This is a genomic window from Streptomyces sp. NPDC058880 (assembly GCF_042742535.1).
Taxonomy (GTDB): Bacteria; Actinomycetota; Actinomycetes; order Streptomycetales; family Streptomycetaceae; genus Streptomyces.
In genome coordinates this window covers 21868-36331 of the sequence record NZ_JBHYMC010000018.1, presented here as the reverse complement: position 1 = coordinate 36331, position 14464 = coordinate 21868, and the positions used below count along the sequence as shown (strand labels likewise).

The window sequence follows — 14464 nt, the reverse complement described above, 5'->3', positions numbered from 1 at the left end:
ATGTGCTCCGCCGACGGGTCACCGTCGGCGGGAATGCTTGGCGCATGTCTGAAGCGCACACTTCCCCCTTGAGTCGAACGATCCACTATCGGCCACGCATTATGCAAGTCCATTACCTGCGCCGAACCTTCCGCCATCGCGGCACCCTCATCCGGGGACCACGCCCGGGAACCGAATGCGCTGTTCCGAGGCACTTCGCCCTCCTCGCAGACGACAGCGCGAAGACCCCGTCCCCTGGCCGGATTTATCCGTGCTATACCTTCGCTTTGCCGATCTGACGTCCCATGAAGAATGCGGGGGAGCACGCCATGCCACATCCGAAACCACCGACGAGATCCCGAGGAAAGTTCCGAATAGCCACCGCCTCGGCGGTAATCACCGCTCTGAGCATGCCTTTTCTGGCCGCCGCCCCGGCTTCCGCTTCCACCCCTTCCGGCAGCACCTCACCGGCCTCCGGGAGCACCACCGGCACGCCTGAGGAGACCACTGCGGCCAAGCGGGCGGCCGACTCGGGCAAGCCCGTCGAAGTGGTGTCCCAACGGACCGAATACGACACCGTGTTCGCGAACCCGAACGGCACTTTCACGATGGAATCCGCCGTCGCCCCGGTCCGGGTGCGCCAGGGCGGCAAGCTCGTACCGGCCGATGCGACGCTCCAGCCCACCGGCAACGGCACGGTCAGGCCCAGGGCTGCCGCGGTAGGGCTGGAGTTCTCCGCTGGTGGCGACGCCCCGCTGGCGACCATCACCCGTGACGGCCGGTCGATGACCGTTGACTGGCCGGGCAAGCTGCCCGCACCGGTCGTGGAGGGCGACACCGCCACCTATCCCGAGGTCCTGCCCGGAGTCGACCTCAAGATGCGGGCTTCCGTCGGGGGCTTCCAGCAGCTGCTCGTCGTCAAGAACGCCGAGGCCGCGAAGAACCCCGCCCTGAAGACCGTCACGTTCGGCGTGGCCGCCTCGGGCGTCGCCCTCTCCACCGACGAGGCGGGCAACCTCAAGGCGCTCAACCCGGCCGGCCAGGAGGTGTTCACCGCCCCCACCCCGACCATGTGGGACTCGGCGGGCATCCCCACCGGTGAGGCGGCACCGGCCGTGCCGGCCGCGTCGCCACGCTTCCTGAAGGGCGCCCCTCGCTCTCTCGTGGCTGCACCGGACGCCCCGACGGCCGCGCCCGACGCCGCCACCGCCGCCCGCGAACTCGGCGGCCTGCCGGCCACCCCGGCCGAGGACGTGTTCGAACCCCGGCACGGCGCCGTCGAGAAGCGCATGCCGATCGCGGTCAAGGGCGGCGAAATGGCGCTGAAGCCGGACGCGTCCGTCCTCACGTCCAAGGACACCGTGTACCCGGTCTACATCGACCCGACGGTGAGCGGCGCCCGGCTCAACTGGACCTCGGTCGCCAAGAAGTACAGCACCACCTCGTACTGGAACCACTCCTCCGGCGTGGCCCGGGTGGGCTACGAGTCCGACACCGGCGGCACCTGGCGGTCCATGTTCACCATGGACACCAAGAAGCTGCACGGCAAGCAGATCATCGACTCGGTCTTCCGCATCAAGAACACCCACTCCTGGTCCTGCACCAAGAAGCCCGTGGAGCTGTGGCGGATCAACCCGATCTCCTCCGCCACCACCTGGGCCAAGCAGCCGTCGTGGGTGGCCAGGGTCCAGACCCTGACCGAGGCCAAGGGCTGGGGCTCCGGCTGCCCGGCCGGCAACCTGGAGTTCAAGACCAAATCGGTCGCCGATCTCGCCGCCGCGAACAAGTGGCCGACCGCCACCCTCGGCCTGCGCGCCTCGGAGTCGGACACCTACGGCTGGAAGAAGTTCGACGCGAAGTCGGCCGTGTTCTCCACCACCTACAACACCACCCCGTCCACTCCGTCCGGCCTGGCCACCAGCCCCGCCACCGCCTGCACCGCCTCGCCCGGCACCACCGTCGGCAACACCGACGTCCAGCTCTCGGCGAAGGTCACGGACGGCGACGGCGGGACGGTGACCGCCCGCTTCAAGGTCTGGGAGACCGGCACCAGCAAGGTGCTCTACGAGAAGACCCAGGCCGTGACCTCCGGCAACATCGCCCGGGTCACGGTGCCCAAGGGCTCCTTCGTCGACGGCAAGCAGCACTCCTGGCAGGTCCGGGCCGAGGACGGCAGGGCCAGCTCCGCGTGGAGCGGCACGTGCCGCTTCCACGTCGACCAGAACGTACCCAACCACCCGCCCGGCATCAGCTCCCAGCAGTTCCCCGACGGTGACGACGGCTGGCCGACCCAGACCGGCACCGCGCGCTCCGAGGGTGTCTTCACCCTCTCCCGCGGCCTGGCCACCGGTGTCGCCTCGTACGAGTACTGGACCGAGTGGTCCCCCACCGTCCGGACCGCCACGCCGGCCGCCGTGGACGCCCCCGTCGACGTGAAGCTGACGCCCCCCGTCGCCGGTCCGCTGCGGGTCTACGCCCGCTCGCTGAGCAAGGGCGGCAACCGCACGGCCATCCAGACCTACCTCTTCTACGCCAACAGCCCCGCGCTGAAGGACAAGCCGGGCGACCTCAACGGCGACGGCACATCGGACATGTACGCCCTGCGCACCACGGGTGAGCTGTGGATGTACGCGGGCAACGGCAACGGCACCGTCGGCCGGTACCAGGAGGCGGGCGTCACCAACCTCGCCGGCGCGTCCATCACGCACCGCGGCGACTGGACCGGTGACGGCTACGAGGACCTGGTCGCCGCCACCGGGCCGAAGGGCTCCCGCCAGATCCAGGTCTTCCCGAACAACGGCTACGGGCACGCCTGCACCGCCTTCGGTGAGACCGCCGAGGGCGGGGACTGCGCGGACGAGCGCCGGGACCTCCAGGTGTACGAGGAGCCCAACAACCACTTCAAGAACGCCGACCAGATCCTGGCGATCGGCGACGTCGACGGTCCCACCGACCTCGACGGCGACGGCACCATCGGCGAATGGGACCTGCCGTCCTACCCCGACCTGCTGGTCAAGGAGGGCGACCACCTGTGGCTCTACTTCGGCCATGCCTCCGGCTACCTCGACGAGTACGCCGAGCCGGTCCTGGTGGGCAACGGCTCCTGGTCGAACTACGACATCGCCGCCCCCGGCGACCGCACCGGCGACGGCCGGGTCGACATGCTCGCCCGCAGCCGCATCAACGGTGACCTGCGCCTCTACACGGGCACCGACGCCGCCGGCGGCGGCCTCGGCAGCGGTCCGGCCGCGATCGTCATCGGCACCGGCTGGACGGTCTCGCACCGCCCGCTGATCACTGCGCTGCCGGACGGCAACGGCGACGGCAAGACCGACATCTGGTCCTCCGGCGGCGATGCCAAGCTGTACTTCTACAGCGACATCAAGGGCAGCGGGACCGAGGTCGGCACCGGCGGCTGGCAGAACTTCTCCGCGCTGAGCTGACCGACACCGGCCGCACACGCGACACGACGCCGCCGAGGGGGGCGGGGGCCCGGTCCCCCGCCCCCCCTCAGGGCGGATCGGAGGGCGGCCGGGCGCCTCCCCGTCAGCGAAGTTCTTGCCCCGGGGCAAGTAGTCGGTCCGCGGTCCCAGAGGAGTCGGTGTCTCCGTTCGGCTCCACGGTCACCGGCGTCGCGCCGCCCTGCGAGCTGATGAGCCACGCCAACACCGGCTGAGTGAGCGGAGCACCACCTTCGTCCTCCCAGTGCGCCCGCCACCCACCACCGGGAACCACTCCCGCTATCCGGTGGACGCGCTCCAGATGAGAGAAGTCCTCGAAGTCCGTTACGGGCCTGAGCCCACCTCGTTCTGGGTCCACGATGAGAGCAGCGCCGGTGGTCGGGTGCCACGCCTCGACACCACGCTGCCGGCCCACCGCGGTCTCAGTGCCGGAAAAGAAGGCCATCCAGCCTGTCTCAGTGAAGTAGTCCACGCCAGGCATTCTCATGGATGTGCTCGCGCGCATCTCGCTCGCTCCCCACTGGGCCGCACGCATCGGTACGGTTCTGGGAGATGAGCCCGAACGAATGAGCCGTGACGCCCGGCTCCTGCCTCGCGTCTGCGGCCCACCACCACCTTGGGGGTGCATTGATGTTGGAGGAAGCCGAGGAGATCGGCCGTCGCGTACGGCGGGCACGGCTGCGACTTGGGATGCCACAGGCCGACCTCGATGCCGCTCTGGGGAAGACGCAGGGCTGGGTGTCCAAGATGGAACGCGGCCTGATCGAGCTCGACCGGGTCGGGCTGCTGAATCTCGTCGCCGCCGAGTTGCACGTGCATCCCAACGACCTGATCGGCCGGCCGTACGCGAGCAGCCCCGCCGAGAATCAGTGGCAGGTCTCGGCAGCAGCCATCCTGCACGAGCTGCGCCGCTACGACCTCGCGCCGATCTTCGACGGCGCCCCCCGCGCGTCCGGCGAGCTGTGGCGGGACATGACCCGCCTGCACCGCCTGCGGGACGCCGCGGCCAACACGGCGATCCTCGCCACCCTGCCCGACCTCCTGCGCGAGGCCCGCGCCCTGGCCGAGGCCGCGACCGGTCACGAGCGCGAGGAGGCATTCGCGATCTATGCCGTCGCGTGCAAGTTCGCCCACACCGCCGCGCACGCCTTGGGGCACCCCGAACTCGTCGCGATGGCCGCGGAGCGCGCTGCATGGGCGGCGCGCCTCTCGGCCGACCCCGTCAGGCCCGCGCTCGCCGACTGGATGCGTGTCTGGGACATGTGGGCGACGGCCGATTGGGACGACTCGCTCACCCTGTCCGACAAGGCCATCGCCAGCGTGCAGCGCGAGTATGAGCTCGGCGAGCCGCTCGCCCTACGGATGTGGGGCACGCTCCACCTGCGCGCCGCCGTCGCCGCGGCCCGTGCCGGCCGACCGGCCGAGGCCGACGAGCGGATCAACCACGCCCGCGACGCTGCCCGCCGAATGGCAGGCCACCACAACCCGCCGATCTACGACCGCCACTCGGTCACCTTCTCCCCCGGCAACGTGCAGATCCATGCGATCAGCGTCGCCCTGGAGACCGGCGAACAGACCAAGGCTCTCGCCATAAACCGCCGCACGGCCCCCGAGCTTGTCGCGGCCCTTCCCAACTCCCGCCAGGGACACCACCACATGGACCTCGCCCGCGCGTGGCTGTGGGATGGCAACCGCGACCGCGCGCTCGCCGAGCTGGAGACCGCGGAGCGGATCGCCCCACAGCTCGTAAGGAACCATCCGATCGCCCGGTCAACCCTCCGAAGCATCGTCTACGCCGAGCGGATCGCCACCCGCGAGAAGCTGCGCCGCATGTCAGACCGCTTCCACCTGGACGGATGAGGCGGTATTCCTCCGATTCATATTGGGCCTCTGACGCGCCCCTAACTTCTGGGGCATGACAGGACGACCAACACCCCATCTCCCTTCACAGGCAGGCAAGTTAGGGACGGCCGGGCCGTTCTGCCCACGACTCGGCGACCTCGCCCGCGACACCGCCAAGGATGGGCGAATCGGCGTCATCGTGACGCTGCCCAGAGTGGGCGCCAGCACGTACCACCTGCGTCCGCCGGGCGGTGGCGACGAGTGGTCGGCGCCCGCTGACGGAACCACCCTGCGCCCCGTCCCGGCGCAGACCACGTACGTGACCCCGATGCGGCGCGACGCCGTGTACGACCACCGGGCCCAGCAGAGCGCGCTGCCGGTCCTGGTCCACTACGACGACGGCGGTACGGCCGAGTCCCTGCTCGTCCTCACCCCGGACCAGGTCGAGTTGTACGCAATCCAGTTCGCGCGGCTCATCTCCCAGCGCGAACAGGCGCAGGGGAACGCCGCATGACCGCGCGCCAGGCTGCGCCGAGGGGGATCGCAGGCGGCGATCCGGTGGGCCGCTTCCTGAGCTGGATATGGGCGCTCGGCACTGCCGCCGGATTGGCCACGCTCGCCACCACGACCACCGCTGAGCTCGGCCACCGCGACGCGCTGTCGGCCATGACCGTCCCCGACTCCGGATTCCCGGCGCGCTGATCTCCCTGTTCTCCCGGATGACCCGACAGATCCCGGGCGAGCGGGGCACGCCTCGGCTGGCACCGTCCCCAGTCGCGCCGGCCGAGGCGCTTCACAGCACGTCCCATGCACCACTGACCAAGGAGGCAAGGACCGTGACCGCAATCCAGGAACGTCCCGCGACCGACGCGCGGAATCTCATCGGCGCCAAGCTGCGCGCGGCGCTCGTGTCCAACATGCAGGCCAAGTTCCCCGAGCTGACCGACGACAAGGCCGACCGCGGCGTCGGACAGATGCTCGCCTTCCTCGCGGCCGGCGCGCACAGCGACACCCCACTCAGCCCGTCCCCGCTCGTCGACGACTTCTGGCACGCCTTCCTGCTGCACACGCAGGCGTACCAGGACTTCTGCTCGGGCACGATCGGCACGTTCGTCCACCACCAGCCCGGATTCCTCGACAAGGAGGAGCACGGCGGCGGCAAGGCCCTGCGCGCCCGGACTGTCGACGCGATCGTCGAGGCCGGGTTCGTGATCGACATGGAGTTCTGGCCCGAGCTGGACCTCGCCGACTGCTCGCAGTGCCACGCCAACTGTCACAACAGCCCCAAGTACGCCTGACGTACCGCCTGCGGCCGGTCCTCGGCTTGTGCCACTCTGTGGCCGAGCCAGGGACCGGCTTCCGTTCTGCACGAGGAGTACGCGGGTGGACCGCACCGCATGGCTTGAACTCCCGCCCGAGGCCCGTAGCGCCGTCGAGACTTACACCGGCCCCGTCGAGCACGCCGAGACCGCAGAGACCGGCGTCATGGCCCGCCTCGCCTGCACCCTCCACACCGCCACCGGGCCCGTCTTCGTCAAGGGCACCCGGAGCGACGAGCCCACAGCGTGGATGTACGACTACGAAGCACGCGTGACCCGCGTCGCACCGCTCGCCCCCCGCGTGCTCTGGCAGGTCGACGCCGGCGGCTGGCTGCTCACCGGGTACGAGTACCTCGTCGGTCCCCACCCAGACCTCAGCCCCGGCTCACCCGACCTCGGCCCCTTCCTCGACGCGCTCACCACCATGTCCGAGACACCGTGGCCCGAGCAGGTCCGCAAGAAGCCCCTGCACCTCCGCTGGGCCGGGTTCTTCCCTGCCGACCACTCCCCCGATCTCGAAGGCCGGGCCCTCGTCCATTCCGACGTGTCGCCGCTGAACATGCTTGGCACGGAAGACGGCATTCGCGTACTGGACTGGGCTCTTGCCTGCCCCGGCCCGGCGTGGGCTGACGCAGCGTTCGCCATCCCGCGGTTCATTCACGCCGGCCACACCGCGGAGCAGGCCGAAGCCCTCGCCCAAGCAGTGCCCGCCTACAGCACCGCCGAGCCCTCGGCCGTCACCACCTTCGCAGCCACGCTGTGCGGTGTCTGGGAGAGCCGCGCTGCCAGCGACCCGGCGCCGCACCGTGCCCCCCTGATCGCTGCCGCCCGAGCCTGGACCATGCATCGCAGCCGTCAGGACGTGCACAGCGCTTAGTACCGAATCCCAGTGCGATCGCCCTACGCGGTTCCTCTCTTGGCCGTATGGATGCCACCGGCCCTGAGCCCCACCTGTTCGCGAACCGATGGCAGCGCTGCGGCCGGTTCCGCTCCGGTCCAGCCGGGGCCGGCCCATGTCCCGCTTCTTGAGCGCGGACACCTGCACGATCTGCTGCCACACGACGATCACCCACCGGGCGACGTGGCGTGCCCGCACGGCGAAGAGGGACACGTCGCTCTGATGTTCTACCGGCCCAAGACGGCGAGCGGTGAGGATCGGATCGTCGATCTCGACGAGCTGACCGTCGGTGCGCTCCTGGGTCACAAGCTGCGGCAGGAGGAGAAGCGCCGCAAGTGGAAGTCGGCGTACCGGGACCACGGGCTCGTGTTCGCCCATGAGGACGGCGACGCTCTGCGCCCGGATCGTCTCCAAGCTCTTCGGTGGACTGATCGACGCCGTCCCGCTCGAGGACGACGCGCACCTGCCCGACGGGAAGCCCGGACGGCTGCGGCTGCGGCACGGGTGGGCGTTGCTGGTGCTCGCCGCCAGGGGTGGCATGCGGGCCGCGCCAGGGCTCCTCGGGCACGCCACCGTGACGGTCACCACAGCCCCGTGGGGACGCCTGCCCGGTGAGGCCGGGTGCGAGGCGGTTCCCGGCCAAAGGCCAGAGATCGGCTCGCCTGATGGCACGGCAGACCCGGAAACGCCGAAGCCGCAGGTGCGATCGTTTCTGCACCTGCGGCTTGCGGTGGGGCGGGTGGGACTCGAACCCACGGCCGACGGATTATGAGTCCGCTGCTCTAACCGGCTGAGCTACCGCCCCTTCACGGCGTGGCGCGTACATCTGTGCGCGCCGTCTGCCGCAGCATAGCCGCTCATACGATCTCCTGCTTCGGATGCCTCGCATGATCGGCTTCGCCTGCCCAGTGAGACCGCGCCGAGGGCTGCCCGGTTCCCTGGACGGGCGATAAAGAAAGAAGAGGGCCCCGTAGGGCCCTCTCCTCTTCCTGCTCCCCCGGCTGGACTCGAACCAGCAACCCTCCGGTTAACAGCCGAATGCTCTGCCAATTGAGCTACAGGGGACTGCGCTCCCCCGACTGGACTCGAACCAGTAACCTGCCGGTTAACAGCCGGCTGCTCTGCCAATTGAGCTACAGGGGATTGCTGCGGTGCATCGAACAGCCCACCTCCGGCCTTGCCGGGGGGCGGGCGCCCGCTGCGAGACATAGATTAGCGCAAGCAGGGGGGTGCTCCGCCAATCGGTATCGACAGCAGGCCGGGCACCACACGACGAAGGGTGACAGGCATGCGGTACAAGGTCACGTTCGTGGTCGGACTGGCCCTCGGGTACGTGCTCGGGACGCGGGCCGGGCGCGAGCGCTACGAGCAGCTGAAGAAGTCCGCCCGGCAGATCGCGCAGAACCCGGCGGTGCGCAACGCCGCCGAGACCGCCGGCCACACCGGGCGCGAGTATGCCGGGAAGGCCTTCGCGGTCGTCAGTGAGAAGGTCGGGGACGCCGTGCCGGACTCGCTCGCCGGACGGGTGCGCGGACTGCGCGGCCGGGCCGGCGGCCAGGCCGCCGACGACGACTGGGGCACGAGCAACACCTGAGGCGCCACCGGCCGTACCCGGAGCCTCTGGAACCCGTGTGGTTCCAGGGGCTCCGGGGCGGTCAGGACCGGCCCCGGGTGCGGCAGAATTCTCCGCATGGGGATAGTCGCCGGGCTGGACAGCTCTTCCGCCTTCACACGCATCGTCGTCTGTGACACCGAGACCGGCGCCGTGCTGCGCCAGGGGTACGCGCCCCATCCGCAGCCGGCGGGCGAACCGGACGGCGCCAACCCCCACGAGACCGATCCACAGGCCTGGCTGCTCTCGCTCGGCGAGGCCGCCGGCGGCGGGATCCTGGAGGGCGTCCAGGCCATCGGCGTCTCCGCGCAGCAGCACGGCCTGCTGCCGCTGGACCCGCAGGGCGCCCTGGTGCGCCCGGCCCTCGTCGGGAACGACAAGCGCGGTCAGGTCGCGGCCGCCGAGCTCACGGAGGCCCTCGGCGGACGGCACGCCTGGGCCGAGGCGGTGGGCTCGGTCCCGCACTCCGCGCAGCCCGTCGCCAAGCTCGCCTGGCTGGCCCGCACCGAGCCCGAGGCGGCCCGCCGGGTGGCCGTGCTGATGTCCGCGCACGACTGGCTGGTCTGGCAGCTGCTGGGCCGTCCGGCTCGCCGCACCACCGACCGCGGCGGGGCCTCCGGCACCGGCTACTGGTCGGCGGCCGCCGGGGCCTGGCGGCCCGACCTGGTCGAGCTGGCGCTCGGGCACCGGGCCCTGCTGCCCGAGGTGCTCGGCCCGGCCGACGCGGCCGGGACCACGCCCGAGGGGCTGCTGATATCGGCCGGTACCGGCGAGACCATGGCCGCGGCCCTCGGCCTGGGACTGGGCCCCGGCGACGCGGTGGTCTCGCTGGGCGCGTCCGGTTCGGTGATGGCGGTGCACCGCGAGGCGCTGTCGGAGCCGGGCGGGCTGATCACCTCCCTGGCCGACGCCACCGGCATGCACCTGCCCGTGGTGAACACCTCCAACGCCGTACGGACCCTGCGCGGCACCGCCGAACTGCTCGGCACCGACCTGGAGGGGCTGTCCGGGCTCGCGCTGAAGTCGACGCCGGGCGCGCACGGCCTCGTACTCCTGCCGTATCTGGAAGGCGAGCGGACGCCGAATCTGCCGCACTCCGCCGGGACCCTCACCGGGCTGCGCCGGGACTCGATGAAGCCCGAGCACCTGGCCCGGGCGGCCTTCGAGGGCATGCTGTGCGGCCTGGTGGACGCCCTCGACGTGCTGCGCTCGCGCGGGGTCGAGATCCGCCGGGTGTTCCTGCTCGGCGCGGCCGCCGAGCTGCCCGCCGTGCAGGCCGCGGCGCCCGGACTGTTCGGGACACAGGTCGTCGTGCCGGCGCCGGCGGACTACGCGGCGCTGGGCGCCGCCCGCCAGGCGGCCTGGGCCCTCGGTGTGGCGCAGGGCACCCTGGCCCCGCACACTCCGCCGGTCTGGCCCGCCCCCGCGGCGCAGGTCTTCGAGCCGGGCGAGGACTTCCCGGCGTGGCAGGGCGTGCGCCAGCAGTACATCGCGACGCGGGAGCAGATCCACCCCGGGGCGTTCTGACCGGACCCCTGCGGGGGGCCTGGGTCTCTCGCGGGAGTCCTGGGTCCCCCTGCCGGGCGGCTGGTCCTTTTGACCGGCCTTTGCGAAATCCGGTGGGGTTCGATGGTCCGTTTGGCCGAAGATGGGTTGAACCCCCTCGACTGTGCCGACCGGAGCCTGCGCGTGCTCATACGACTTCTGCGGACCCACCTGGGTCCGTACCGGAAACCCATCGCGGCGCTGGTCCTGCTGCAACTGCTGCAGACCAGTGCCAGCCTCTACCTGCCCACCCTGAACGCCGACATCATCGACAACGGTGTCGTCAACGGCGACACCGGCTACATCCTGCGCTTCGGCGCGCTGATGCTCGGCGTCTCGCTCGTCCAGCTCGTCTGCAACGTCGGAGCCGTCTACTACGGTGCCCGCACGGCGGCGGCCGTCGGCCGCGACGTCCGGGCCTCGGTCTTCGACCGGGTGCAGAGCTTCTCCGCACGGGAGCTCGGCCAGTTCGGCGCCCCGTCCCTGATCACCCGTACGACCAATGACGTGCAGCAGGTCCAGATGCTGGTCCTGATGACCTTCACCCTGATGGTCTCGGCGCCGATCATGTGCGTCGGCGGCATCGCCATGGCGCTCTCGCTGGACGTGAAGCTGTCGGGCGTCCTGCTGGCCGTGGTGCCCGTGCTCGGGATCTCGGTCGGTGCCATCGTCTTCCGGACGCGGCCGCTGTTCCGCCGGATGCAGGAGCGTCTGGACACCGTGAACCGGGTGCTGCGCGAGCAGATCACCGGCAACCGGGTGATCCGGGCCTTCGTCCGCGACGACTACGAGAAGGACCGCTTCCGCGAGGCCAACGCCGACCTCACCGGCGTCTCCCTGGCCGCGGGCAAGCTGCTGGCCCTGATGTTCCCGACCGTGATCGTGGTCGTGAACATCTCCAGCGTCGCCGTGATCTGGTTCGGTGCGATGCGCGTCGACAGCGGCGGCATGGAGATCGGCCAGCTGACGGCCTTCCTCGCCTATCTGATGCAGATCGTCATGTCCGTGATGATGGCCACCTTCATGTTCATGATGGTGCCGCGCGCCGAGGTCTGCGCCGAGCGCATCCAGGAGGTGCTGGACACCGAGTCCAGCGTCGTCCCACCCGCCGACCCGGTGCGCGCACTCGGCCGCAGCGGGCTCCTGGAGCTGCGCGGGGCCGACTTCCGCTACCCGGGCGCCGAGGCTCCGGTCCTGCGCGGCGTGGACCTGGTGGCCCGCCCCGGCGAGACCACGGCGGTGATCGGCTCCACCGGAAGCGGCAAGTCCACCCTGCTCGGCCTGGTTCCGCGGCTGTTCGACGCGACCGGCGGAGAGGTGCTGGTCGACGGCGAGGACGTGCGCCGCCTCGACCCCGAACTCCTGGCGAAGACGGTCGGCATGGTCCCTCAGAAGCCCTACCTGTTCTCCGGCACCATCGCCTCCAACCTGCGCTACGGGCGCCCGGACGCGAGCGACGAGGAGCTGTGGCAGGCCCTGGAAGTGGCCCAGGCCAAGGAGTTCGTCGCGGCGCTGGAGGGCGGTCTGGAGGCCCCGGTCGCCCAGGGCGGCACCAACGTCTCCGGCGGCCAGCGCCAGCGCCTGGCCATCGCCCGCACACTCGTACAGCGTCCGGAGATCTACCTCTTCGACGACTCCTTCTCGGCCCTGGACTACGCGACGGACGCGGCGCTGCGCGCGGCGCTCGCCCGCGAGACCGAGGACGCGACCGTGGTCATCGTCGCCCAGCGGGTCGCGACGATCCGCGACGCCGACCGGATCATCGTCCTGGACGAGGGGCAGGTCGTGGGCGAGGGACGCCACCACGAGCTGATGGCCGGCAACGAGACCTACCGGGAGATCGTGCTCTCCCAGCTGACGGAGGCGGAGGCCGCATGAGCGGGCCCGGAGGACGGATGATGATGGGGCCGGCCCAGCGGTCCCTGGATTTCAAGGGATCGGGCAAACGGCTGCTGGGCCAGCTCGCACAGGACCGGGCGAAGCTGTGGGGCATGGTCCTGGCCGTTGTCGGCAGCGTCGCCTGCGCGGTCGTCGGACCGAAGATCCTCGGCGAGGCGACCGACCTGGTCTTCGCGGGGATCGTCGGCCGGGAGATGCCGGCCGGCCTGACCAAGCAGCAGGCGCTGGACGGGATGCGCGCCCAGGGCGACGGCGGCATGGCGGACATGCTGTCCGGCACCGACTTCACCCCGGGCCGGGGCATCGACTTCGGTGCCGTCGGGGTCGTGGCGATCTGGGCTCTGGTGGTCTTCACCCTGGCCGGGCTGCTGATGCTGGTGGCGACCCGGCTGTCGAACCACGTCATGAACGGCACCCTGTACCGGCTGCGCGAGGAGCTTCAGGCGAAGCTGTCGCGGCTGCCGCTGTCGTACTTCGACCAGCAGAAGCGCGGCGAGGTGCTGAGCCGGGCCACCAACGACATCGACAACATCGGCCAGACGCTGCAGCAGACGATGGGTCAGCTGCTGAACTCGCTGCTGACCATCGTCGGTGTGCTCGCGATGATGTTCTGGATCTCGCCGCTGCTGGCGCTGGTCGCCGTGGGAACCGTACCGGTCTCGGTGTACGTCGCCGCGAAGATCGGCAAGAAGTCGCAGCCGCAGTTCGTGGAACAGTGGAAGACGACCGGTGCGCTCAACGCCCACATCGAGGAGATGTACTCGGGGCACAACCTGGTCAAGGTCTTCGGTCGGCAGAAGGAGTCCGCGGCGGTCTTCGCCGAGCAGAACGACGCACTGTTCCGGGCCTCGTTCAAGGCTCAGCTGGTCAGCGGCATCATGCAGCCGGTGATGTTCTTCATCTCGAACATCAACTACGTGCTGATCGCGGTGGTCGGCGGGCTGCGGGTCGCCTCCGGCACCCTGTCGATCGGTGACGTGCAGGCCTTCATCCAGTACTCGCGGCAGTTCTCGATGCCGCTCACGCAGGTCGCGTCGATGGCGAACCTCGTGCAGTCCGGTGTCGCCTCGGCGGAGCGGGTCTACGAGCTGCTGGACGCCCCGGAGCAGGAGCGCGACGCCGACGTGCCGGAACGCCCGCAGGAGCTGCGCGGACAGGTCACCTTCGACAAGGTGGCCTTCCGCTACGAGCCGGACCGGCCGCTGATCGAGAACCTCTCGCTGGCGGTGGAGCCGGGTCACACGGTCGCGATCGTCGGCCCGACGGGGGCCGGGAAGACCACCCTGGTGAATCTGCTGATGCGGTTCTACGAGGTCACCGGCGGCGAGATCGCGCTGGACGGGGTGGACATCGCCAAGATGACCCGCGAGGAACTGCGCGCGGGCATCGGCATGGTGCTCCAGGACACCTGGCTGTTCGGCGGCACCATCGCGGAGAACATCGCGTACGGCGCTTCGCGCCAGGTCGCGCGCGCCGAGATCGAGGAGGCGGCGCGGGCGGCGCACGCGGACCGGTTCATCCGGACCCTGCCGGACGGCTACGACACGGTGCTGGACGACGAGGGTGCGGGGGTCAGCGCGGGCGAGAAGCAGCTGATCACCATCGCCCGGGCGTTCCTGTCGGACCCGGTGATCCTGGTCCTCGACGAGGCGACGAGCTCGGTGGACACCCGTACCGAAGTACTGATCCAGAAGGCGATGGCGCGGCTCGCGCACGGCCGTACGTCCTTCGTGATCGCGCACCGGCTCTCCACCATCCGCGACGCCGACCTGATCCTGGTGATGGAGAGCGGATCGATCGTCGAGCAGGGCACGCACGAGGAGCTGCTGGCGTCCGGCGGTGCCTACGCCCGCCTGTACGCGGCGCAGTTCGCCCAAGCGGTCGCCGAGGTCGACTGACCGCGGCGCGG

12 protein-coding genes and 3 tRNA genes are annotated in these 14464 nt (G+C 70.4%); 10 read left to right on the top strand and 5 right to left on the bottom strand.

What is annotated here, in order from left to right; genetic code table 11:
- Positions 1–253 precede the first annotated feature (253 nt).
- Positions 254–586 (bottom strand): hypothetical protein, encoded by a 333-nt coding sequence (locus ACFW2G_RS13450; protein ID WP_384680928.1) that lies wholly within the window; start codon positions 584–586, stop codon positions 254–256.
- Position 587: 1 nt separating this feature from the next.
- On the opposite strand from ACFW2G_RS13450, the gene ACFW2G_RS13445 reads away from it, so the two are divergent.
- Entirely contained in the window at positions 588–3422 is a 2835-nt protein-coding gene (locus ACFW2G_RS13445; protein WP_384680925.1) for an FG-GAP repeat domain-containing protein, read from the top strand.
- A gap of 103 nt (positions 3423–3525) precedes the next feature.
- On the opposite strand, the gene ACFW2G_RS13440 is transcribed toward ACFW2G_RS13445, so the two are convergent.
- Complete coding sequence (locus ACFW2G_RS13440) at positions 3526–3921, bottom strand: hypothetical protein (RefSeq protein WP_384582319.1); 396 nt, start codon at positions 3919–3921, stop codon at positions 3526–3528.
- A 149-nt stretch (positions 3922–4070) separates the two neighbouring features.
- Between ACFW2G_RS13440 and ACFW2G_RS13435 the strand changes: the two genes are divergently transcribed.
- The 5 genes from ACFW2G_RS13435 to ACFW2G_RS13415 all read left to right on the top strand — a co-directional run bounded on the left by ACFW2G_RS13435 (position 4071) and on the right by ACFW2G_RS13415 (position 7478).
- Positions 4071–5300, top strand: a complete 1230-nt coding sequence (locus ACFW2G_RS13435; protein WP_384582286.1) for a transcriptional regulator — start codon at positions 4071–4073, stop codon at positions 5298–5300.
- Positions 5301–5496: 196 nt separating this feature from the next.
- Positions 5497–5796 carry a hypothetical protein gene (locus ACFW2G_RS13430; protein ID WP_236647700.1) on the top strand — a complete coding sequence of 100 codons (300 nt, stop codon included), beginning with the start codon at positions 5497–5499 and terminating at the stop codon, positions 5794–5796.
- Positions 5793–5984 (top strand): hypothetical protein, encoded by a 192-nt coding sequence (locus ACFW2G_RS13425; RefSeq protein ID WP_384582284.1) that lies wholly within the window; start codon positions 5793–5795, stop codon positions 5982–5984. The genes ACFW2G_RS13430 and ACFW2G_RS13425 overlap by 4 nt, the downstream gene beginning before the upstream one ends.
- A 134-nt stretch (positions 5985–6118) precedes the next feature.
- Positions 6119–6580 carry a glycine-rich domain-containing protein gene (locus tag ACFW2G_RS13420; RefSeq protein WP_384582282.1) on the top strand — a complete coding sequence of 154 codons (462 nt, stop codon included), beginning with the start codon at positions 6119–6121 and terminating at the stop codon, positions 6578–6580.
- An 85-nt stretch (positions 6581–6665) separates the two neighbouring features.
- A complete protein-coding gene (locus ACFW2G_RS13415) occupies positions 6666–7478 on the top strand; it encodes a phosphotransferase (RefSeq protein ID WP_384448753.1) in 813 nt (270 codons plus the stop codon).
- A 752-nt stretch (positions 7479–8230) separates the two neighbouring features.
- Here the strand turns inward: ACFW2G_RS13415 and ACFW2G_RS13410 are convergent.
- The 3 genes from ACFW2G_RS13410 to ACFW2G_RS13400 all read right to left on the bottom strand — a co-directional run bounded on the left by ACFW2G_RS13410 (position 8231) and on the right by ACFW2G_RS13400 (position 8642).
- A tRNA-Ile gene (locus tag ACFW2G_RS13410) sits at positions 8231–8304 on the bottom strand.
- 187 nt (positions 8305–8491) lie between these two features.
- Positions 8492–8564 (bottom strand) — tRNA-Asn (locus ACFW2G_RS13405).
- A gap of 5 nt (positions 8565–8569) precedes the next feature.
- Positions 8570–8642, bottom strand: a tRNA-Asn gene (locus ACFW2G_RS13400).
- A gap of 145 nt (positions 8643–8787) precedes the next feature.
- Between ACFW2G_RS13400 and ACFW2G_RS13395 the strand changes: the two genes are divergently transcribed.
- The 4 genes from ACFW2G_RS13395 to ACFW2G_RS13380 all read left to right on the top strand — a co-directional run bounded on the left by ACFW2G_RS13395 (position 8788) and on the right by ACFW2G_RS13380 (position 14453).
- Positions 8788–9093: a hypothetical protein gene (locus ACFW2G_RS13395; RefSeq protein ID WP_037923934.1), complete on the top strand. Its 306-nt coding sequence runs from the start codon at positions 8788–8790 to the stop codon at positions 9091–9093.
- A 96-nt stretch (positions 9094–9189) separates the two neighbouring features.
- Complete coding sequence (locus ACFW2G_RS13390) at positions 9190–10638, top strand: FGGY family carbohydrate kinase (protein WP_037923931.1); 1449 nt, start codon at positions 9190–9192, stop codon at positions 10636–10638.
- 162 nt (positions 10639–10800) lie between these two features.
- The gene (locus tag ACFW2G_RS13385) at positions 10801–12534 is read left to right on the top strand and encodes an ABC transporter ATP-binding protein (protein ID WP_384448757.1); all 1734 of its coding nucleotides are present in this window, start codon (positions 10801–10803) and stop codon (positions 12532–12534) included.
- Positions 12531–14453, top strand: coding sequence for an ABC transporter ATP-binding protein (locus ACFW2G_RS13380; protein ID WP_037923925.1), 1923 nt, complete (start codon positions 12531–12533; stop codon positions 14451–14453). The genes ACFW2G_RS13385 and ACFW2G_RS13380 overlap by 4 nt, the downstream gene beginning before the upstream one ends.
- The last annotated feature ends 11 nt before the right edge of the window (positions 14454–14464 follow it).

Coding starts and splice junctions, on each gene's coding strand:
- ACFW2G_RS13445 (WP_384680925.1), top strand. CDS start 588: ATGGAATCCGCCGTCGCCCCGGTCCGGGTGCGCCAGGGCGGCAAGCTC.
- ACFW2G_RS13440 (WP_384582319.1), bottom strand. CDS start 3,921: ATGCCTGGCGTGGACTACTTCACTGAGACAGGCTGGATGGCCTTCTTT.
- ACFW2G_RS13435 (WP_384582286.1), top strand. CDS start 4,071: ATGTTGGAGGAAGCCGAGGAGATCGGCCGTCGCGTACGGCGGGCACGG.
- ACFW2G_RS13425 (WP_384582284.1), top strand. CDS start 5,793: ATGACCGCGCGCCAGGCTGCGCCGAGGGGGATCGCAGGCGGCGATCCG.
- ACFW2G_RS13395 (WP_037923934.1), top strand. CDS start 8,788: ATGCGGTACAAGGTCACGTTCGTGGTCGGACTGGCCCTCGGGTACGTG.
- ACFW2G_RS13390 (WP_037923931.1), top strand. CDS start 9,190: ATGGGGATAGTCGCCGGGCTGGACAGCTCTTCCGCCTTCACACGCATC.
- ACFW2G_RS13380 (WP_037923925.1), top strand. CDS start 12,531: ATGAGCGGGCCCGGAGGACGGATGATGATGGGGCCGGCCCAGCGGTCC.